Here is a 19,326-nt window from a genome sequence, read left to right on the forward strand (position 1 = left end):
TGCGGGAATAAAGCGACGTCTAACCACCACGGATAGACGGATGCCAGAAAGTCACCGCCCGTTCGGCAAGGGCGACGACCCCGTAGAAAACCGAGCCAGCCACCGCCGCGACGGCGATTTCGGCCCAGACCATGTCGACATTCATGCGGCCGATCTCGGTAGAGATGCGGAAGCCCATGCCGACGATAGGGGTTCCGAAGAATTCCGCAACGATGGCACCGATCAGCGCCAGCGTCGAGTTGATCTTCAGTGCGTTGAAAATGAACGGCATTGCGGCCGGAAGCCGGAGCTTCAGGAGCGTCTGCCAATAGTCGGATGCGTAGGTGCGCATCAGGTCCCGTTCCATGGCGCCGGAGGCGGAAAGACCGGCCACCGTGTTCACCAGCATCGGGAAGAAGGTCATGATGATGACGACGGCGGCTTTCGACGGCCAGTCGAAGCCGAACCACATGACCATGATCGGTGCCACGCCGATGATCGGCAGCGCCGAGACCATATTGCCGATCGGCAAGAGGCCGCGGCGCAGGAAGGCGACACGATCGGCGAGGATCGCGACGATGAAGCCGGAGGCGCAGCCGACGACATAGCCGAACAGCACCGCCTTGAAGATCGTCTGGCGCACGTCCTCGCCGAGGATCGGCAGGGAGTTGACGATGCGCAGGCCGATGGAGCTCGGCGGCGGCAGGATGACGAAGGGGATGCCGCCGGCGCGGGTGGCCGCTTCCCAGAGGATCAGGATCCAGGCGCCGAAGATCGCCGGGATCAGGAGCCGCAGGAAGGATTTGCCGGTGTTCGAGACCGGCCGCACTTCCGACAGCAGGCTGACGGAGCGCCAGGCGAGCAGCCAGCAGGCGGCGATCAGCAGGAAGAAGGAGCGGGTCGCCAGCCCCTCGTTGCCTGCGATCCCCGACAAAAGCAGCCAGGCGGCATCGAAGGAGGCAAGCAGCAGCACCGTTGCCGAATAGAGCAACGGCAGCGCCGTCAGCGACAGGATGGCGGCGGCGGCGACCAGCAGGATGACGAGCGTCGTCGTCTGGCTACTGAAGGGAGCGGGGGCGGCTTCCGTCAGCAGCGGCAGAGAGAAGAGCGCTGCCAGACAGAGGATCAGCGCCAGTGCGCTTTGCCAGGAGAAGGTCAGGTACTTCATGCCGGCCTCCCGCCCATGGCGCGATCGACGATCCTGGCGGCGAGCCCGACGATGGCGACGAGGAGGGCCGCCAGCACCGAACCGGCGACGAGCGCGGCCCAGATATCGATCGTCTGGCTGTAATAGGAACCGGCGAGCAGCTTGGAGCCGATCCCGGCGACCGCACCGGTCGGCAGTTCGCCGACAATGGCGCCGACGAGGCTCGCGGCAATCGCCACCTTCATCGAGGTGAACAGGAAGGGCACGGAGGCGGGAACGCGCAGCTTCCAGAAGGTTTGTGCGGCGCTGGCATTATAGGTGCGCATCAGGTCGAGATACATGACCTCGGGCGACCGCAACCCCTTCACCATGCCGACGGCGACTGGGAAGAAGGAGAGATAGGTGGAGATCAGCGCCTTGGGGATCAGCCCGGTGATGTTGATCGAGCCGAGAACGACGATGACCATCGGCGCGATCGCCAGGATCGGCACCGTCTGCGAGGCGATGATCCACGGCATCAGGCTGCGGTCGAGCGCCTTGATATGAACGATGCCGACGGCGATCAGGATGCCGAGCACGGTGCCGAGCGCAAAGCCGAGCACCGTGGAGGATAGCGTGACGCCGGCATGATAGACGAGGCTGCGGTTGCTCGAGAGTTTTCTGAGAAACGTATTCTCGAAGACATTCTGCGCCACCTGATGCGGGGCGGGCAGGATCGGCTTCGGCTGGGAGAGTGTCGCGGAGATGAACTCGGAGGTCGTCGGCGTGATGTTGTTGCGCGTGTCCATGTCGCGCTGGAACGGCGCGTTCATGAAGACGGCGGCGACGTACCAGATGACGACGAGGGCCGCGAGAATGGTGAGGACGGGGCCGATCTTGTCCTTGAGGGTGTCGGGTTTCATGCGGCCTCCCGATGGGTTGGGAGGGTGGGGTTACCCCCCTCTGTCCTGCCGGACATCTCCCCCACAGGTGGGGAGATTAGCTGGGCGCACCCGCTCGCCACGAGTCGATCTCCCCCCTTGTGGGGGAGATGCCCGGCAGGGCAGAGGGGGGCAGCCGCGGACTGAAACATCAACTCACTCATAACTATGCCCCGCTCTCAAGCCATCGCGCACCCGATGGGCGATCTCCAGGAACTCCGGCGTCTCGCGGATATCGAGGGGGCGTTCCTTCGGCAGGGTCGAGTCGATGATATCGGTGACGCGGCCGGGGCGGGGGGACATGACGACGATCTTGGTGGAGAGGTAGACGGCCTCGGGGATCGAGTGGGTAACGAAGCAGATCGTCTTGTTGGTGCGCGACCAGAGCTTCAGGAGCGCGGCGTTCAGGTGGTCGCGGACGATTTCGTCCAGCGCCCCGAAGGGCTCGTCCATCAGGAGCAGATCGGCGTCGAAGGCGAGCGCGCGAGCGATCGAGGCGCGCTGCTGCATGCCGCCGGAAAGCTGCCAGGGGAATTTCTTGTCGAAGCCGACGAGCTCGACGAGTTCGAGCGCCTCGGAGATGCGCTTCTTCTGCTCGGCCTTGGAATAGCCCATGATTTCAAGGGGAAGGGCGATGTTCTTCTCGATCGTGCGCCAGGGATAGAGGGCGGCGGCCTGGAAGACATAACCGTAGGCGCGCGCCTTTCGAGCCTCTTCCGGCGTCATGCCGTTGACGCTGATTTCGCCCGAGGTCGTCTTCTCCAGATCGGCGATGACGCGCAGGAACGTCGTCTTGCCGCAGCCGGAGGGGCCGATGAAGGAGACGAAATCGCCCTTGTTGACATCGAGATTGACATTGCTCAGCGCATGCACCGGCCCGTCATTCGTCTGGAAGGTGAGACAGAGATCCTTGGCGGATACGACGGAGGCTGCTTGCATCGATAGGTTACCAGTCCTGTTTTCCCCGCAGCGGCGCGGTTTGCATGTTATGATGCTGCCCGGTTGCAAAGACCGCGGCAAAGTCCATGGAGGATGAGAATGGACGCGAAGTCAAAGCCCACCTGCCACATTGTTCGTCCCAGCCACGCCTATGACGGCAAGCAGGGGCTCAGCTATTTCGAGGGCATTGCCGCGGAGACGGTCGGCGCGAAAGGCATCTGCATGCATCTTCTGACGATTCCGCCCGGCGTGCGCGCCAAGGCGCATCTGCACGAGGCGCATGAAACGGCGATCTACATGCTCTCCGGCGAGGCTCATACCTGGTATGGCGACGAGCTGGAGCATCATGTTGTCGTCCATGCCGGCGAACTTTTCTACATCCCGGCCGGCGTTCCGCATCTGCCCGCCAATCTCAGCAGCACGCCCTGCACGGCGATCATCGCGCGGACAGATCCCAACGAGCAGGAGAGCGTCGTTCTGCTGCCGGAACTCGACAGCCGCGTGCCGGATTGAGCCTACTTGCATAGCGGCAGCGGCCCCCATTTGATGCCCGCATCCGAGGCAAGGCCGATCGTGTAGCCCTTGGGGCCGGAGGTGATCTTCGCCGTATCCTCGCTCTCGCCTTCCTCACCCTCGGCCTGGCAGGAGACCGTGGCGGTGAAATTCTTGCCCTCGGTCTTCACCAGCTTCTTGATCTCGCAATAGGAAGCGGCCGTGGTGATCGCCTCGGAGGTCAGCAGGAAGAAATTGTCGGAGCCGGTGCTCTCGCCCGACTTGGCATAGGCGCAGCCATCCTTGTTGCCGTAGCTGCCCTTGATCGGCAGCGTATCGGCCCATACTGCAGCAGGAAGCGCCGCGGTGGAGAGCGCGGCCAGGGAGACAATCGTCAAAATCACATGGCCGCGCATCGATGTCACACCCCGCTTGCCGGGATGCCGGTGCGTTCGACCTTGCGCGGAGCGGTCAGCTCCTTCCAGGTCGAGAGCGCCTTGTTGACCGCCTGGAAGGGTTCGCGCTTGACGAACTGGCCGTGGCCCTCTTGCGTCTTGATGGTCGACTCCTCGATGGCGACGACGCCGCGGGTCAGCGTATAGCGCGGCAGGCCGGTGACTTCCTTGCCCTCGAAGACGTTGTAATCGATCGCCGACTGCTGGCTCTTGGCCGAGATCGTCTTGGAGCGCTTCGGGTCCCAGACGACGATATCGGCATCGGCGCCGACGAGGATCGCGCCCTTCTTCGGATAGACGTTGAGGATCTTGGCGATGTTGGTGGAGGTGACCGCGACGAACTCGTTCATGGTGATGCGGCCGGTCGCGACGCCATAGGTCCAGAGCATCGGCATGCGGTCTTCGAGGCCGCCGGTGCCGTTCGGGATCTTGCGGAAGTCGCCGAGGCCGGTGCGCTTCTGGTCGGTCGTGAAGGCGCAGTGGTCGGTCGCCACCACCTGCAGCGAACCGGCGGAAAGGCCGGCCCAGAGTGAGTCCTGATGCTGCTTGTTGCGGAAGGGCGGGGACATAACGCGGCGGGCGGAGTGATCCCAGTCGCGGTTGAAATATTCGCTCTCGTCAAGTGTCAGGTGCTGGATCAGCGGCTCGCCATAGACGCGCATGCCGTTCTGGCGGGCGCGGCGGATCGCTTCATGGGCCTGTTCACAGGAGGTGTGGACGACATAGAGCGGCACGCCCGCCATGTCGGCAATGATGATGGCGCGATTGGTCGCTTCGCCTTCGACCGAGGCCGGGCGCGAATAGGCGTGTCCCTCGGGTCCATCATTGCCCTCATCCATCAGCTTCTGCTGCATGGCTGCGACAACATCGCCGTTTTCGGCATGGACGAGCGGCAGCGCGCCGAGTTCGGCGCAGCGTTGGAACGAGGCGAACATCTCGTCGTCGTTCACCATCAACGCGCCCTTGTAGGCCATGAAGTGCTTGAAGGTGTTGATGCCCTTTTCCTGCACGATGGTCTTCATGTCGTTGAAGACCTGCTCGCCCCACCAGGTGACGGACATGTGGAAGGAGTAGTCGCAATTGGCGCGGGTCGATTTGTTGTCCCAGCGCTTCAGCGCATCGAGCAGCGACTGGCCGGGATCGGGAAGGCAGAAATCGACGACCATCGTCGTGCCGCCGGCGAGAGCGGCGCGCGTGCCGCTTTCGAAGTCATCGGAGGAGTAGGTGCCCATGAAGGGCATTTCGAGATGCACATGCGGATCGATACCGCCGGGCATGACGTAGCAGCCGGAGGCGTCCAGCACTTCGTTGCCAGACAGGTTCGGCCCGATCTCGACGATCCTGCCACCCTCGATCTTAACGTCCGCCTTATAGGTCAGGTCAGCCGTGACGATGGTTCCACCCTTGATGACTGTGCTCATGATCGTTCCCTATTTTCTTTGTGAGACGAGGGACACCGTTCACGGTGCCGTCGCGCCGTGCCGAGCAGTTTAATCGCTTTCAGATGTCTCCCCGGACGAGAATCCCGGCAATGCTTGTTCAGGCCTCGACGAGACCGAGCCTGCGTTCGACGCGGTCAAGCCGTTCATCGATGCGATCCACGCGTCGCGAGATGCTGGCATATTGCTGTTCAAGGAAACCGATCCGTTCCTTGGTCTCGAGATGGTATTGGGTGTGGAGCGCAAGAGTTTCCTGCATCCGCTTGAGCGTCTCGTAGATAAGTTCGTTCGTGACCTTGTCGGACATTGCTCAATCCCTTCGATATGAAAATATAAGGGAGCATTCGTCATCCGGCAATCTCCGCCGTCTCCACCACCGCATGGAACAGCACGTCCGCGCCCGCGGTTGCCCACTCCTTGGAAATCTCTTCGGCCTCGTTGTGGCTGAGGCCGCCGACGCAGGGGCACATGACCATGGTGGAGGGCGCCACCTTGGCGGCCCAGCAGGCGTCGTGGCCGGCGCCGGAAATGATGTTCATGTGGGAGTAGCCGAGCTTTTCGGCGGCGTCACGGACGCGGCCGACGAGGACCGGGTCGAAGGTCACGGGGTCGAAATGGCCAACGGCCTCGACGGAGCAGCCGACGCCGAGCGCTTCGCAGATCTTGGCCGCTTCGGCCTCGATCTTGGCGCGCATGCGGTCGAGCTTTTCCTGGGAGGGCGTGCGGATGTCGACGGTGAAGACGACCTTGCCGGGCAGGACGTTGCGGGAATTCGGCGAGAAGAACACCTGGCCGACACCGCCGACGGCGCCGGGCTGTTCGCTCATGGCGACGCCCTGGACCATTTCCAGGATGCGCGACATGGCGAGACCGGCATTGACGCGCATGTTCATCGGCGTCGAGCCGGTATGGGCTTCGCGGCCGGTAAGGGTGAATTCCAGCCACCACAGGCCCTGACAGTGCGTCACGACGCCGATCTGCTTGTTTTCGGCTTCGAGGATCGGGCCCTGCTCGATGTGATATTCGAAATAGGCGTGCATCTTGCGGGCGCCGACTTCCTCGTCGCCGAGCCAGCCGATGCGCTTCAGCTCGTCGCCGTAAGTCTTACCCTCGGGGTCCTTGCGGCCATAGGCATAATCCATGCTGTGAACACCGGCGAAGACGCCGGACGCCAGCATGGCGGGCGCGAAGCGCGCGCCTTCCTCATTGGCCCAGTTGGTGACGACGATGGGGTGCTTGGTCTTGATGCCGAGGTCGTTCATCGTGCGCACGACCTCGAGGGCGGCGAGCACGCCGAGCACGCCGTCATACTTGCCGCCGGTCGGCTGGGTGTCGAGATGCGAGCCGACATAGACCGGCAGGGCATCGGGATCGGTGCCGGGGCGGGTCGCGAACATCGTGCCCATCTTGTCAACGCCCATGGTCATGCCCGCGGCATCGCACCATGTCTTGAAGAGGCTGCGGCCCTCGCCATCGGCGTCGGTCAGCGTCTGGCGGTTGTTGCCGCCGGCAATGCCGGGGCCGATCTTCGCCATGTCCATGAGACTGTCCCACAGACGGTCCCCGTTGACGCGCATGTTTTCGCCTGGTGCTGCCACCATATCTGAAAGTCCTCGCCTGTTTTCATCAGTCATGCCATCAGCATGTCCGGTCTGCTCCCTTGGTCAATTCCCGGCGCGATTATTTGTTTTCTTTGCGCTGGAAAATCCGCCGTTGCCTTTATTTTGCATCTGACGGATAATTTGACCGATTGGTAAACATTACAGCTTCCGTCGCTGGGCTCAAGACGTAAAACAGCAAAAATGCCGACAAAATTGCGGGTGGGGACCTGCTTCCGAAAACTTGATTGAAGCAGTTGAATTTGTGAGGGAAACGACAGCCATATGGCCATTCCGAGAGCAGCCAGGACGCAGCGCCGGACGCGCATCCAGGAAGAGAAGGAAGAGCAGATTCTCGAAGCGGCGCTCGACGTGTTTTCGGTCAGCGGCTTCCGTGGTTCCACGATCGACCAGATCGCCGCCGCTGCCGGCATGTCGAAGCCCAATCTCCTCTATTATTTCCGCACCAAGGAAGCGATGCACCGCGCGCTGATCGACCGGGTGCTCTACACCTGGCTGGAGCCGCTGCGCGCCTTCAATGCCGAGGGCAATCCGGAATCGGAAATCCGCAGCTATATTCGCCGCAAGCTTGAGATGGCGCGCGATTTTCCGCGCGAGAGCAGGCTCTTCGCCAACGAAGTGCTGCAGGGCGCGCCGCATATCGAGGACGAGCTGAAGGGGCCGCTGAAGAGCCTTGTCGACGAGAAGGCCGAGGTGATCCGCACTTGGGCCAAGGCCGGCAAGATCGCCAAATGCGATCCCTATCACCTGATCTTCTCGATCTGGTCGACCACGCAGCATTATGCCGACTTCGACGTGCAGGTCCGGGCCGTACTTGGCCAGGAGCATTCCGGTACCGGACGTTTCGAGGATGCCGCACGCTTTCTCGAACAGCTCTTCGTCGGCGGGCTGATGGTGCAGCCCGCCTGACGTTTCAGGCCTTCTTCAGCGGCATCATCTTGTCGAGCGCGGCTGCGACGCTTTCGATCGTATAGGGCTTCTGCAGGATATTGGCGCCGTTGAAGTTTCGAGTCACGGCCTCGCCGTAACCCGTTGCAAAGACGAGCGGCGTTCCTGCCTTCACCAGCTTTTCGGCAACCGGGAAACTGGTCTCTTCCCCGAGATTGACGTCGAGAACCGCCAGGTCGAAATGCCTTGTGGCGACGATATCGAGCGCCTGGGCAACGCTTGGCGCCAGCGCCACGTCCTTTGCCCCGAGCTGCAGGAAGATGTCCTCGCCGTCCATGGCGATGATCAGGTTGTCCTCGACGAGCAGGATGCTGCAGCCCTGCAGCGGCTTTTCGGAGATCGCCGTTGCTGCACGCGCGACAGGTTCCTCGCGGGTCTCCGGCAGGATCGAGACCGGCCCCTGGGCAAAGGTCACGTATTTCGCCGGAATGGTGAAATCGGCTTCCAGGCCCGACGGCGCGTAGCGTACTTCCGCCTTGCCGCCGAGATCGTAGGGGATCGAATGGCGGATGATCGTCGTGCCGAAGCCCTGGCGTTTCGGCGCCTTGACGGCGGGGCCGTCGGCCTCGCGCCATTCGATCAGCAGATTGCCCTTGGCATCCTTCTTCCAGGAGACGGCAACCGTGCCGCTATCGCAGAGGCTGCCATATTTGGCACTGTTGGTGACCAGTTCGTGGAAGACGAGCGCTGCGGTCGAGAAGGCCTGCGGCCCGAGCAAAACCTCGTCGCCGCGCATGATGACGCGGGCGGCATTCTTGCCGAGATAGGCGGCGGCTTCCGCCTGCAGCAACGAACGCAGCGAGGCCGGTGCCCAGTGATCCCTGGTGATCTGGTCATGGGCGCGCGACAGCGCCTGGACGCGGCCTTCCAGCTGGCCGACGAACTCGCCGATATCGCCATCGCCGGTGCGCGACTGGCGGATCAGGCCGCTGATCAGGCTGAGGATATTGCGGACGCGGTGGTTGAGCTCGGCGATCAGGATTTCCTGGCGCTCGTTTGCCTGCTGGCGCACGGCGCTCGCCTCATCGGCCAGGCGCAGGATCACCTCGATCAGCGTCACGCGGATCGTATCGGCCACCCGCTTTTCGGCTGCCGTGAACGGCTGCGAGCGGCCGCGAACGAGCTCCGACCAGCTCTCGAAGCTCTTGCGCGGTGTCAGCCGTGGGCCGTTCGGGCCATATTCGACCGGCTTGTGCGGATCGCCGGCCCAGCGGACGGTGCGGACGATCTCCTGGCGGAACAGGATGACGTAATCGCGCGGCGAGCGCGAGATCGGGATCGCCATCAGCCCGGCGACGGTGCCGTCGATGCCGGAATCCGGGAAGAATTCCTCGAGATGATCAGTGGTGAAGACGCGGCCGGAGGAGGTACGGTTCAGAACCCTGACCAGCCCCGCAAACTGCTCCTGCGAGGGCGCAAGGCCCGTCAGCGCCGAGCGGCCGTTGATCCACACACCGATGCCATCGGCAGGGATGGCGTCGGAGAGCGCATCGATCAGCCAGGTCGGATCGTCGAGCAGGCTGGCATTGTCTGCAACCGAGGTCAGCAACCGGTCGGCGATGCGCCGGGCCTTGGTCTCGAATTCCAGCGCGAGGCGCCGCTCGCGGCTTTCGAGACGCGAGGCGAACATCTGGCCGAACAGCTCTGATGTCGAGCGGCGCTCGAAGGAGGGCAGGCGGGCGGAATAATGGTGGCAGGCGAAGAGGCCCCAGAGCTTGCCGTCGACGATGATCGAGATCGACAGCGAGGCGCCGACGCTCATGTTCTTGAGATACTCGATATGGATCGGCGACACCGAGCGCAGGATCGACATCGAAAGATCGAGCGCGCGGCCGTGCTCGTCGACTTCAGGCTGGATGCCGACAGGCGTCGAGTTCACATCGGCGATGATGCGGAAGAGATTGCGCACATAAAGCGCACGGGCCTGAACCGGAATATCGGAGGCCGGGTAATGCAGACCGAGGAAGGAGCCGATGCCGGGCCGCGCCGCTTCCGCCACGACTTCGCCGGAACCCTTCTCGTCGAAGCGATACACCATGACGCGGTCGAAGCCGGTGAGTGCACGGGCCTGGCGGGCGCCTTCGCGGAAGAAGGCTTCCATCGTCTCGGCCTGGTCGAGGCGGGCCATCATGCTGCGGATCGACAATGTCGTTCCGCCCTGGCTGCCGTCCTGCGAAGGCTCGGCCTCGATCACCACCTGGCCGTCGCTGATATGCAGCGCCACGTCGAAGAGCGGGCCGCTTTCGGAAAACTGGATGCCGAACAGGCGCTCGACGATATCCGGTCCGCGAATGACGGCGAGGCGGTTGCGCAGCGTGTGCAGCGTCTGCGACATGATCACCTCGGACAGCGGGTGACCCAGCACATCCCTGTGGCTGACGCCGAGGAACTGCTCGAGATTTTCGGAGGCGCGGGAAATCAGCCAGTCGGGCGAGGAGACAAGCAGGAAACCGAACGGCTGGATGGCGCCGAGGCGGTGGATCGGTTCTCTGTCGCAATTGGTGAGGTCGACGCGGTCGAAGGTTTCGCTCACGAGGCGGCCATCTCCAGTTCCATCGCGGCTGCCTTGTGGAACAGGGCGAAGATGGCGCGGGCGGCTTCGACGGCGGTTGCCTCATCGGCGCCTGACGCATCCAGCATATCCATGAAGGCCTTCATGCCGCCCTTCGGGCCGAAGGGGCTGAGATAGGCGGCGGGTAATCCGTCGCCGACGGCCTTGGCCAGCATGGCGCCACCGAGCTTGGAGCCTTCGAGCACATAGACGGCGCCGAGAAGGCTCGCATCATCGGGCATATCGGGTGCCGCGAGCGAGGGCGGCAGCGGCGCGTTCAAGGCGGCGAGATCGTCCACCAGCAGATCGCGGCGGCGGCGCTCCTTCCAGTCGGGGATCAGCCGTTCGATGCCGGAATTCTCAAGGGCGATTTCGACAGCGGGAACGGCGCGCGCATGGGCCGACAGGAAAGCCCGGTAATCGGCTTCGCGCCCAAGATCGAACCGGCCAAAGAGAGCATCGACGTCAGCGTGGCAATCGCTGGTGCCCGCGCGCAGCGCGTTTCGAAGTGACATGATGACTGCTGTTCCGTTCGATCATAATCCGACATGCCGCATCATTGCAGCCCGGCTTTCAAGCGATATACGGCAGGCTTTCATGATTTCCAGTGAATAGGATAAAAAATTCAGGGACTTCGGTGGCTTGGTAAATTTCGCGGTTTCACTCCATGAGCCGCGGCAGGCGCTCGACGAGCGTGTCGATCGCCAGGCGCACCTTCGGCAGCATGACCGGCGAGCGCGGCCAGACGGCATGGGACTGGAAGACGACCGGGCGGACATCGGCGAGGACGCGGACGAGGCGGCCGGCTGCCACATGCTCGCGCACCATCCAACAGGGCAGCCAGACGAGGCCGGCGCCGTCGACGGCGAGATCGCAGATGGTGGCGAGATCGTCCATGCGCAGCCGGGACTGCGGCTGTACCCGCCTCCAGGGATCGTCATCAGCAGGGAAGACCCAGGTGCGGTGGCTGTCCTGCTTGCCGTAGATGATGCCGGTGTGGCGGGCGAGATCATCCAGCGTTTTCGGCGTGCCGTGTTTTTCGAGATAGGAAGGGGAGGCGCAGACCGTCAGCCGCTGGTGGGCGATCAGCCGCGCCATCATGTTCTCGTCGTCCTTCAGCGGTCCGTTGCGGATCGCCAGATCGTAGCCGTCGTCGAGCAGATCGACGATGCGGTCGTTGAAGGAGAGGTCGAGCTCCAGCTCCGGATGTTCGTCGAGCATCGAGACGAGGATCGGGGCGATGCATTGGCGTCCGAAGATCACCGGCATGGAGACGCGCAGCTTGCCGCGCACCGTGCGTTTGCCAGCCTCGAGCAGCGCCTCGCCGATCCGGATTTCCTCCAGCGCCTTCAGGCAGCGTTCGTAGAAGAACTGGCCCTCGTCGGTCAGGCTTTGTGCCCGGGTGGTGCGGTGAAAGAGGCGCACGCCGAGGCGCTCCTCCAGCCGGGCGATGGTCTTGCCGACTGCCGAGCGCGTCAGGTTGAGCCCGCTTGCCGCCGCCGAGAAGCCGCCGGCTTCCACGACTTCGACGAAGACGGAGATGCCGCCGAGCTTCTCCATGATTGTATCCTCTGTGGAGCCGATCTTGGGAATTTATATCGCAACTGCGGCGCCAAGTTCAACGATAGCATGGCTCTATTCGCTGAACAGGCAAAGGAGCAGATGCGATGACCAAGGCAAGGCAGTGGACGATCGACGGGATCGGCCCGAAGAACCTGAAGATATCGGAGGCGCGGACGGAGGATCCTGGGCACAATCAGGTTCTGGTGCGCACGGAGGCGGTATCGCTGAATTATCGCGACAAGCTGGTGCTGGAAACCGGCATGGGCCTGCCGCTGCAGTTTCCCTTCGTTCCGGCCTCCGACATGGCCGGTATCGTCGAGGCGGTCGGCCCCGGTGTGACGCGCTTCAAGCCGGGCGACCGGGTGATCTCGACCTTCTCTCCCGGCTGGATCGACGGCAAGAATCTTGGCGATGCGCGCAATCCGCCCTACCGCACGCTCGGCGGCATCTATCCCGGCGTGCTCTCGGATTATCTCACCTTCTCAGAGGACTGGTTCGCCAAGGCGCCGGATACGCTCGATGCGGCCGAAGCCAGCACCCTGCCCTGCGCCGGTCTGACGGCCTGGTTTGCGCTTGTCGAGCGCGGCAAGCTGAAGGCCGGGCAGAAGGTGCTGATCCAGGGGACGGGCGGTGTGGCGCTGTTCGGCGTGCAGATCGCCAAGGCGCATGGCGCCGAAGTCTTTGTCACGTCGGGCAGCACGGACAAGCTGGAGCGCGCCCGCGCCATCGGCGCCGATCACGGCCTCGGCCGGGAAAACTGGGTGGAGACGCTCTACGGCCTGACCAACGATTACGGCGCCGACCAGATTCTTGAAATCGCGGGCGGGACGAATTTCGGCGAGGCGCTGAAGGCCGTGGCGGTCGGCGGGCATATCCATGTCATCGGCGTGCTCGAGGGCTTCGAGATCTCCGGGCCGGTTGCGCCGCTGCTTTTGAAGTCGCCGACGGTGCAGGGCATCAGCGTCGGCCATCGCCGGGCGCTGGAGGATCTGGTGCGGGCGGTCGATATATCGGGCATCAAGCCGGTGATCGACAAGGCCTATGCCTTCGAGGACCTGCCGGAAGCGCTGGCGCATCTCGACCGCGGCCCCTTCGGCAAGATCGTCATCACCTTCTGAAACACCGGCTCCCGCGGATCAGCGGGAGCCTTTCATCAACTCGCAGGCTTGCTACTCCTGCAGGCAAGCGACCATGATGTTGCAATCACACATAAATGTTCTATCAATAAATCGCGTCTATCCAGAACGTGTCTCAATTGATTTTTATCACGGCATGATTGCCCGATCAGCTTACGCCACTGCCGCCATGAACGGTGGAACAGTGTGCTTGGGGGTCACTAATGACATCAATTTCTTCCAGTCCTAATTCCGCTCTTCTCATTCTTCAGGCCCAGTCGTCGGCCGCAACAGACAAGACCACGGCTGCCGCTCCGGACCTGGTGGCGACAGCCAATGGCCAGCCTTCGAAGCAGACGGTCGGCGTCAGCACCCAGCCGACGCAGGCAGAATCGAAGATTTCCGACGCCCTGTTCAGCGTCAACAATCGCTCCATCACGCAGATGAAGCTCGATCTGATCGAGCGCACCGGCGAGGAACTCGGCGTCAAGAAGGACGATTACGCCTCGACCGACGATTTCGTCGCGGCGATGAAGAAGGTCGTCACGAACATCAAGGCGCATAAGGGCTGGGAACAGGTTGTCGCCAAGATCGAAAAGGATCTCGGCCTCGACAAGCTCGGCGTCTCCCTGGAAGACGTGATCAACAGCGCGCGCGATCCCGAACAGGACGACAAGGTCACCGAAGCGCTGAAGAAGCAGGCCGGCATGGTCGACGAGAAGGAAGAAGATGCCGACAAGGCCGTGCTCTTGAAGCAGGACGAAGACGGCACCTACGCGCCCACCGAGGCTGCCCCGCAGAGCTGAGGCGGCCGGCCCAACATCTGAATAGCAACAGGCCCGCGGGTAGTCCCGCGGGCCTTTTCATTCGTCCTTGCCGCTCCCGCATGCAGATACGGGCGCGGCCCGCCATCATGCCGCAGCCGCTTCGCTCTCGAAGCTGAAGCCTTCGTCGGCCCAGCCGGTCATGCCGCCGATCATCACCTTCACCTGCTTGCCGAGGCGGGCGAGGCGAAGGGCTGCCTTGTCGGTGCCGTTGCAATGCGGCCCGGCGCAATAGACGACGAAGAGCGTGTCTTCGGGCCATTCGGCCATGCGATGGGCAGTCATCTTGCCATGCGGCAGGTTGATGGCGCCGGGGATGTGGGAGGCTGCGAACATCGCGGGCGAGCGGACGTCGAGCAGCACGAAATCGGCCTTGCCCGCGGCAAGCGATGCGCTGACGTCCCAGCAGTCGGTCTCGAAGGCGAGCTTGCGGGCGTAATAGGCGGCGGTGGCTTCCGGGGTGGCGGCCGGGGTTTCGCTGACGAAGCTTGGCATGGGCGTTTCCTTTCGTTCGGGTTGCGGCCCGTTATCGCCGATGCTATGGCTTGGCGAAATTGGCCAGAATGACGATGAGCGTAAAGATCATGCCAAATCCTGCCGGACCGGAAGTGGCGGTGCTTGCCTATGACGGTCTCTGCACCTTCGAATTCGGCATCGCCTACGAAGTCTTCGGCTTGGCGCGACCCGAAATGGGCGAGGGCTGGTACCGCTATTCGGTCTGCGGCATCGAGCCCGGGCCGCTGCGCGCGGCAGGAGGGCTGACGGTTGCGGCCGACCACGGGCTCGAGGTGCTGGAGAAGGCCGACCTGATCGTCGTGCCAGGCTGGCGATCGATCGACGCGCCGGTGCCTGACGATCTCATCGCTGCCCTTAGCGCCGCCCATCGGCGGGGCGCCCGCATCATGTCGCTCTGCTCGGGCGTCGCCGTGCTCGCCGCATCGGGCCTGCTTTCCGGCCGCCGGGCGACGACGCACTGGCGCTATGTCGGGGCGATTGCGGCACGCTATCCCGACATCGCCTTCGATGCCGGGGTTCTCTACATGGACGAGGGCAGTATCCTGACGGCGGCGGGAAGTGCCGCCGGTATCGATCTCTGCCTGCATGTGGTGCGCGGCGATTTCGGCGCTGACGCCGCCAACAGCGTGGCGCGGCGCCTCGTCCTGCCGCCGCATCGCGAGGGCGGACAGGCGCAGTTCATCCACGCGCCGGTGCCGCAGGCGCGCGAAGGCATCCGTCTCGGGCCGCTGATCGAGTGGATGCGCGAGCGCCTCGACGAGGACCAGCCGATCGGTCTCCTCGCTGATAAAGCCGGCATGAGCCAGCGCACGTTCCAGCGGCGTTTCGAAAAGACGACCGGCCTCAGCGTCGGCGAATGGCTGTTGAAGGAGCGGCTGCGCCATGCGCGGGAACTGCTGGAAAAGCAGGGTGCGGCATCGCTGGATGACATCGCTGCGGCGAGCGGATTCGGCACGGTCGCGACGATGCGGCACCATTTCCGCAAACGGCTGGGGACGAGCCCGGGGGCGTATCGGAAGACGTTTGCGGGAGTGGCTTAGAACCGGGCGCGGTAGGGCAGGACGTCGATATCCTTCTCGCGGCGCCGCGCCTGGGCGATATCGAAGCTGTTCTGCATCCGCATCAGCGTATCCATCGAGATGCCGAATGCCTTCTCGAACCGCAACGCCATCTCGGGCGAGAGCGATGCGCGTTCATTGAGCAACGCGGACAGGGCAGGCCGAGTGACGCCGAGGGCGCGCGCCGCATCGGTCACCGAGAGCTCCAGCTCTTCCAGAACTTCGTGCTTGAGAAAGTCCCCGGGATGCGCTGGGCTCTTCATGCGAATGCCAAGTGCTTCCGTCATTGGCCTCTCCTAGTGATAGTCCGATCCGTCCCGCGTAGGGTGTTGCTCAACGCGAGACGGCTTGGAAGAGCGAAATAAGTTCGCCACGTCACTCCCGCTCCCTAAAAGTAGTGGTCGCGGTGGATGCCGTCATAGTGGCCAGATTGCAGGCAACAGTTCTTGAAACCGTCTCCGCGAACCACAGGGACAGGGGTCGTTGCGGCCGAGCTTCTCGATCAGTTCGATATCGCCGTGGATGAACTGACGCCCAGTTTTGACGCAGGTTTCGGAGGGGTAGGATTTACGTCGCTTGGACGTGACCTCAAAAGCTGAGGCCGGTGAGGTGTTTGCGAGCCATGGCTGCCTCCTCTTGGTGGGACGCTGCGGTAGTGCAGCGGCACATCCTTAGCACCGATATGCCGGTAGGCAAAGCCGCGGCGGGAAATCCGCCGCGGCTTTGCGAATCTATTACTCCGCGGCCTGTCGCGCCATTGGGTTGTTCGGATGGGTCGTCCAGTTGGCGTAGGTGCTTTCGACGACCTTGCCGGTGCGTTCGTCCAGCGCGCCTGCCGGCAGGCCTTCCATGGTGATGCAGTTCTCGACCGGGCAGACGTTGACGCAGAGGTTGCAGCCGACGCACTCGTCTTCCATGACTTCGAAGTGGCGGACGCCGTCGACGAAGTTGGTGATCGCCTGGTGCGAGGTGTCCTCGCAGGCGATGTGACAGCGGCCGCACTTGATGCAGGCGTCCTGGTCGATCTTGGCCTTGGCGATGTAGTTCAGGTTCAGGTACTGCCAGTCGGAGACATTCGGGACGGCGCGACCGGTGATGTCGTCGAGGGTGCGGTGGCCCTTTTCGTCCATCCAGGCCGCGAGGCCGGAGATCATCTCGTCGACGATCTTGAAGCCGTAGGTCATCGCCGCGGTGCAGACCTGCACGTTGCCGGCGCCAAGCACCAGGAACTCGGCCGCATCGCGCCATGTCGTGACGCCGCCGATGCCGGAGATCGGCAGGCCCGACGTCTCAGGATCGCGGGCGATCTCGGCCACCATGTTGAGCGCGATCGGCTTGACGGCCGGGCCGCAATAGCCGCCGTGGCTGCCGCGCCCGTCGATCGACGGTTCCGGCGAGAAGGTGTCGAGATTGACCGAGGTAATCGAGTTGATCGTGTTGATCAGCGACACGGCGTCCGTGCCGCCTTGCTTGGCAGCGCGGGCAGGGCGGCGGATGTCGGTGATGTTGGGCGTCAGCTTGGTGATGACGGGCATGCGCGTGTACTGCTTGCACCAGCGCACGACCATCTCGATATATTCCGGCACCTGACCGACCGCAGCACCCATGCCGCGCTCGGACATGCCGTGCGGACAGCCGAAGTTCAGTTCGATGCCGTCGGCGCCGGTTTCTTCCACCAGCGGCAGGATCGCCTTCCAGCTCTCCTCCTCGCAGGGCACCATGATCGAGGCGATCAGGGCGCGGTCCGGCCAGTTCATCTTCACCTGCTTCATTTCCCGCAGGTTGGTCTGCAGGTCGCGGTCGGTGATCAGCTCGATATTGTTCAAACCGAGCAGGCGGCGGTCGGCGCCCCAGATCGCGCCATAGCGCGGGCCGTTGACATTGACGACGGGCGGGCCTTCCTCGCCGAGCGTCTTCCAGACCACGCCGCCCCAGCCCGCCTTGAAGGCGCGCTCGACGTTATAGGCCTTGTCGGTCGGCGGCGCGGAGGCGAGCCAGAACGGGTTCGGGGATTTGATGCCGACGAAATTATTGCGGAGATCAGCCATTGTTCATGCTCCCCTTCAGGCGACGGCGCCGGCCGGCTGCAACCCTGCAGCAAGCACGCGGTTGATGGATTCGGCGGCATCGCGGCCTTGCGCGACAGCCGAAACGGTGAGGTCGTCACCGCCGAGCACGCAGTCGCCGCCCGCCCAGACGCCCTCGATCGAGGTGCGGCCTTCGCCATCGATGGCGATGCGGCCGCCTTCGGTGCGCAGCGCGCCGAGGCCTGAGGCCTCGAAGGTCTGGCCGATCGCCTTGAAGATCTGGTCGGCGGCGATCACGCCGGTTTCGCCCGTCGTCACCAGCCGTCCTTCGGCAAGCGCGGTATATTCGACTTCGATACCGGCGACGGCGCCATTCTTGGCGACGATCGATTTCGGCGCCAGCCAGTGGCGGATGATGACGCCCTTGGAAGCCGCGAGATCCTGTTCGAACTCGGAGGCGTTCATGTGCTCCTTGCCGCGGCGGTAGCAGATCGTCACCTCCTCGGCGCCGAGCAGCTTGGCCTGCACGGCAGCGTCGATCGCCGTCATGCCGCCGCCGAGAACGACGACGCGGCGGCCGATCGCGACCGTGCCCTTGTCGCCGGATTGGCGCAGCTTGGCGATGAAATCGACGGCGTCCTCGACGCCGGGCAGGCTTTCGCCATCGACCTTCAGGGCGTTGACACCAGCAAGACCGATGCCGAGGAAGACGGCGTCATATTGCGCCTGGAGGTCCGACAGCGAGAAGTCGCGGCCGAGCAGCTGGCCGTTCTTCACCTCGATGCCGCCGATCGACAGGACGTAATCGACTTCCTTCTGGGCGAAGTCGTCGACCGACTTGTAGGTGGCGATACCATACTCGTTGAGGCCGCCGGATTTCGGCTTGGCGTCGTAGATCACGACGTCATGGCCCTTGACCGCCAGGCGGTGGGCGGCGGCGAGCCCGGCAGGACCGGCGCCGATGACGGCGATCTTCTTACCCGAGGAAGCGGCGCGGCTATAGAACTGCTTGCCTGCGTTCATCGCGGCGTCGGTCGCATAGCGCTGCAGACGGCCGATCTCCACGGGCTTTTCCTCTGCCGTGTTGCGCACGCAGGCCTGTTCGCAGAGCTCTTCGGTGGGACAGACGCGGGCGCACATGCCGCCCAGGATATTCTGGTCGAAGATCGTCTTGGCTGAACCGATCGGATTGCCGGTCGAGATCTGGCGGATGAACAGCGGAATGTCGATGGAGGTGGGACAGGCCGTCATGCACGGCGCGTCGTAGCAGAAATAACAGCGGTCGGAAGCGACCAGCGCCTCATGTTTGTCGAGGCGCGGATGCAGATCGGAAAAGTTGTCGTCATACTCGGCGGGCGAAAGCCGGCCAGCATGAATCCCAGTTTCCAGTCGTTCCATTGAAGTTCCCTCATTATTGGTAAACGGCTAGTGAGGGAAAGCGTAACTCAGGTCTAAAAATTTATCAAACGGTAAAATTTTGAGTGCTTATAGAGGTTATGCCACTGATTTTACATACCTATTCTCATCGGGATTTTGGCTGCGGCATCAGGGATTTCGCGGGGGTTTCACAGGCTCGACAAAAAAGATTCACAAAAGTCCACTTTTTTTCCGGACGGGTGGAACCAAAGGTTAACGCGCCCGTTATTGGGGTATCCTGATGATGATCGCATCGACCCAACATGCGCGCCCCCAACCCATCATCCGGATTTACTCACGGTCCCCTCCCGGTGAGTG

Annotated in this window: 20 protein-coding genes; 5 read left to right on the forward strand and 15 right to left on the reverse strand. The window is 63.2% G+C overall.

What is annotated here, in order from left to right:
* Window positions 1–19 precede the first annotated feature (19 nt).
* The 3 genes from ACODR6_RS24025 to ACODR6_RS24035 all read right to left on the reverse strand — a co-directional run bounded on the left by ACODR6_RS24025 (window position 20) and on the right by ACODR6_RS24035 (window position 2,985).
* Window positions 20–1,147: an ABC transporter permease gene (locus tag ACODR6_RS24025; protein ID WP_489024830.1), complete on the reverse strand. Its 1,128-nt coding sequence runs from the start codon at window positions 1,145–1,147 to the stop codon at window positions 20–22.
* Window positions 1,144–2,028, reverse strand: coding sequence for an ABC transporter permease (locus ACODR6_RS24030; protein WP_112711406.1), 885 nt, complete (start codon window positions 2,026–2,028; stop codon window positions 1,144–1,146). Before ACODR6_RS24030 ends, ACODR6_RS24025 begins: the two co-directional genes overlap by 4 nt.
* A 174-nt stretch (window positions 2,029–2,202) precedes the next feature.
* Entirely contained in the window at window positions 2,203–2,985 is a 783-nt protein-coding gene (locus ACODR6_RS24035) for an ABC transporter ATP-binding protein (protein ID WP_489024831.1), read from the reverse strand.
* Between the two features lie 99 nt (window positions 2,986–3,084).
* Between ACODR6_RS24035 and ACODR6_RS24040 the strand changes: the two genes are divergently transcribed.
* Window positions 3,085–3,498: a cupin domain-containing protein gene (locus ACODR6_RS24040; protein ID WP_112711404.1), complete on the forward strand. Its 414-nt coding sequence runs from the start codon at window positions 3,085–3,087 to the stop codon at window positions 3,496–3,498.
* A 2-nt stretch (window positions 3,499–3,500) separates the two neighbouring features.
* Here the strand turns inward: ACODR6_RS24040 and ACODR6_RS24045 are convergent, their stop codons facing one another.
* The 4 genes from ACODR6_RS24045 to ACODR6_RS24060 all read right to left on the reverse strand — a co-directional run bounded on the left by ACODR6_RS24045 (window position 3,501) and on the right by ACODR6_RS24060 (window position 6,972).
* The gene (locus tag ACODR6_RS24045; RefSeq protein ID WP_489024903.1) at window positions 3,501–3,881 is read right to left on the reverse strand and encodes a hypothetical protein; all 381 of its coding nucleotides are present in this window, start codon (window positions 3,879–3,881) and stop codon (window positions 3,501–3,503) included.
* 17 nt (window positions 3,882–3,898) lie between these two features.
* Window positions 3,899–5,353 (reverse strand): dihydropyrimidinase, encoded by a 1,455-nt coding sequence (gene hydA / locus ACODR6_RS24050; protein ID WP_489024832.1) that lies wholly within the window; start codon window positions 5,351–5,353, stop codon window positions 3,899–3,901.
* Between the two features lie 118 nt (window positions 5,354–5,471).
* The gene (locus tag ACODR6_RS24055) at window positions 5,472–5,678 is read right to left on the reverse strand and encodes a hypothetical protein (RefSeq protein WP_112711402.1); all 207 of its coding nucleotides are present in this window, start codon (window positions 5,676–5,678) and stop codon (window positions 5,472–5,474) included.
* Window positions 5,679–5,718: 40 nt separating this feature from the next.
* Window positions 5,719–6,972 carry a Zn-dependent hydrolase gene (locus ACODR6_RS24060; RefSeq protein ID WP_489024833.1) on the reverse strand — a complete coding sequence of 418 codons (1,254 nt, stop codon included), beginning with the start codon at window positions 6,970–6,972 and terminating at the stop codon, window positions 5,719–5,721.
* Window positions 6,973–7,254: 282 nt separating this feature from the next.
* Between ACODR6_RS24060 and ACODR6_RS24065 the strand changes: the two genes are divergently transcribed.
* Complete coding sequence (locus ACODR6_RS24065; RefSeq protein ID WP_130283934.1) at window positions 7,255–7,899, forward strand: TetR family transcriptional regulator C-terminal domain-containing protein; 645 nt, start codon at window positions 7,255–7,257, stop codon at window positions 7,897–7,899.
* 4 nt (window positions 7,900–7,903) lie between these two features.
* On the opposite strand, the gene ACODR6_RS24070 is transcribed toward ACODR6_RS24065, so the two are convergent.
* The 3 genes from ACODR6_RS24070 to ACODR6_RS24080 form a co-directional block, all read right to left on the reverse strand.
* Window positions 7,904–10,471, reverse strand: a complete 2,568-nt coding sequence (locus ACODR6_RS24070) for an HWE histidine kinase domain-containing protein (RefSeq protein ID WP_489024834.1) — start codon at window positions 10,469–10,471, stop codon at window positions 7,904–7,906.
* Window positions 10,468–11,004, reverse strand: a complete 537-nt coding sequence (locus ACODR6_RS24075) for a biliverdin-producing heme oxygenase (protein ID WP_489024835.1) — start codon at window positions 11,002–11,004, stop codon at window positions 10,468–10,470. The genes ACODR6_RS24070 and ACODR6_RS24075 overlap by 4 nt, the downstream gene beginning before the upstream one ends.
* Window positions 11,005–11,149: 145 nt before the next feature.
* Window positions 11,150–12,049 (reverse strand): LysR family transcriptional regulator, encoded by a 900-nt coding sequence (locus ACODR6_RS24080; RefSeq protein ID WP_489024836.1) that lies wholly within the window; start codon window positions 12,047–12,049, stop codon window positions 11,150–11,152.
* 107 nt (window positions 12,050–12,156) lie between these two features.
* Between ACODR6_RS24080 and ACODR6_RS24085 the strand changes: the two genes are divergently transcribed.
* Both ACODR6_RS24085 and ACODR6_RS24090 read left to right on the forward strand, forming a co-directional pair.
* Window positions 12,157–13,170, forward strand: coding sequence for a zinc-dependent alcohol dehydrogenase family protein (locus ACODR6_RS24085; RefSeq protein ID WP_489024837.1), 1,014 nt, complete (start codon window positions 12,157–12,159; stop codon window positions 13,168–13,170).
* Window positions 13,171–13,391: 221 nt separating this feature from the next.
* Window positions 13,392–13,973 (forward strand): hypothetical protein, encoded by a 582-nt coding sequence (locus ACODR6_RS24090; protein WP_489024838.1) that lies wholly within the window; start codon window positions 13,392–13,394, stop codon window positions 13,971–13,973.
* A gap of 105 nt (window positions 13,974–14,078) precedes the next feature.
* Here the strand turns inward: ACODR6_RS24090 and ACODR6_RS24095 are convergent, their stop codons facing one another.
* Window positions 14,079–14,486 carry a rhodanese-like domain-containing protein gene (locus tag ACODR6_RS24095; protein ID WP_489024839.1) on the reverse strand — a complete coding sequence of 136 codons (408 nt, stop codon included), beginning with the start codon at window positions 14,484–14,486 and terminating at the stop codon, window positions 14,079–14,081.
* Between the two features lie 68 nt (window positions 14,487–14,554).
* On the opposite strand from ACODR6_RS24095, the gene ftrA reads away from it, so the two are divergent.
* Entirely contained in the window at window positions 14,555–15,547 is a 993-nt protein-coding gene (gene ftrA / locus ACODR6_RS24100) for a transcriptional regulator FtrA (RefSeq protein WP_489024840.1), read from the forward strand.
* Here ftrA and ACODR6_RS24105 read toward each other — a convergent pair.
* The 4 genes from ACODR6_RS24105 to ACODR6_RS24120 form a co-directional block, all read right to left on the reverse strand.
* Window positions 15,544–15,852 (reverse strand): HigA family addiction module antitoxin, encoded by a 309-nt coding sequence (locus ACODR6_RS24105; protein ID WP_489024841.1) that lies wholly within the window; start codon window positions 15,850–15,852, stop codon window positions 15,544–15,546. The genes ftrA and ACODR6_RS24105 overlap by 4 nt on opposite strands.
* 129 nt (window positions 15,853–15,981) lie before the next feature.
* Complete coding sequence (locus ACODR6_RS24110) at window positions 15,982–16,089, reverse strand: SEC-C metal-binding domain-containing protein (protein WP_348652517.1); 108 nt, start codon at window positions 16,087–16,089, stop codon at window positions 15,982–15,984.
* Window positions 16,090–16,299: 210 nt separating this feature from the next.
* On the reverse strand, window positions 16,300–17,613 hold the full coding sequence (gene preA, locus ACODR6_RS24115; protein ID WP_112711389.1) for an NAD-dependent dihydropyrimidine dehydrogenase subunit PreA: 1,314 nt from the start codon (window positions 17,611–17,613) through the stop codon (window positions 16,300–16,302).
* Between the two features lie 15 nt (window positions 17,614–17,628).
* Window positions 17,629–18,990, reverse strand: a complete 1,362-nt coding sequence (locus ACODR6_RS24120; protein WP_203428214.1) for an NAD(P)-dependent oxidoreductase — start codon at window positions 18,988–18,990, stop codon at window positions 17,629–17,631.
* Window positions 18,991–19,326: the final 336 nt, after the last annotated feature.

The sequence above is a fragment of the Rhizobium sp. FG96 genome (assembly GCF_057808655.1).

Coding starts and splice junctions, on each gene's coding strand:
- ACODR6_RS24055 (WP_112711402.1), bottom strand. CDS start 5,678: ATGTCCGACAAGGTCACGAACGAACTTATCTACGAGACGCTCAAGCGG.
- hydA (WP_489024832.1), bottom strand. CDS start 5,353: ATGAGCACAGTCATCAAGGGTGGAACCATCGTCACGGCTGACCTGACC.
- ACODR6_RS24085 (WP_489024837.1), top strand. CDS start 12,157: ATGACCAAGGCAAGGCAGTGGACGATCGACGGGATCGGCCCGAAGAAC.
- ACODR6_RS24035 (WP_489024831.1), bottom strand. CDS start 2,985: ATGCAAGCAGCCTCCGTCGTATCCGCCAAGGATCTCTGTCTCACCTTC.
- ACODR6_RS24075 (WP_489024835.1), bottom strand. CDS start 11,004: ATGTCACTTCGAAACGCGCTGCGCGCGGGCACCAGCGATTGCCACGCT.
- ACODR6_RS24060 (WP_489024833.1), bottom strand. CDS start 6,972: ATGGTGGCAGCACCAGGCGAAAACATGCGCGTCAACGGGGACCGTCTG.
- preA (WP_112711389.1), bottom strand. CDS start 17,613: ATGGCTGATCTCCGCAATAATTTCGTCGGCATCAAATCCCCGAACCCG.
- ACODR6_RS24040 (WP_112711404.1), top strand. CDS start 3,085: ATGGACGCGAAGTCAAAGCCCACCTGCCACATTGTTCGTCCCAGCCAC.
- ftrA (WP_489024840.1), top strand. CDS start 14,555: ATGACGATGAGCGTAAAGATCATGCCAAATCCTGCCGGACCGGAAGTG.
- ACODR6_RS24095 (WP_489024839.1), bottom strand. CDS start 14,486: ATGCCAAGCTTCGTCAGCGAAACCCCGGCCGCCACCCCGGAAGCCACC.
- ACODR6_RS24030 (WP_112711406.1), bottom strand. CDS start 2,028: ATGAAACCCGACACCCTCAAGGACAAGATCGGCCCCGTCCTCACCATT.
- ACODR6_RS24065 (WP_130283934.1), top strand. CDS start 7,255: ATGGCCATTCCGAGAGCAGCCAGGACGCAGCGCCGGACGCGCATCCAG.
- ACODR6_RS24025 (WP_489024830.1), bottom strand. CDS start 1,147: ATGAAGTACCTGACCTTCTCCTGGCAAAGCGCACTGGCGCTGATCCTC.
- ACODR6_RS24120 (WP_203428214.1), bottom strand. CDS start 18,990: ATGGAACGACTGGAAACTGGGATTCATGCTGGCCGGCTTTCGCCCGCC.
- ACODR6_RS24105 (WP_489024841.1), bottom strand. CDS start 15,852: ATGACGGAAGCACTTGGCATTCGCATGAAGAGCCCAGCGCATCCCGGG.
- ACODR6_RS24080 (WP_489024836.1), bottom strand. CDS start 12,049: ATGGAGAAGCTCGGCGGCATCTCCGTCTTCGTCGAAGTCGTGGAAGCC.
- ACODR6_RS24090 (WP_489024838.1), top strand. CDS start 13,392: ATGACATCAATTTCTTCCAGTCCTAATTCCGCTCTTCTCATTCTTCAG.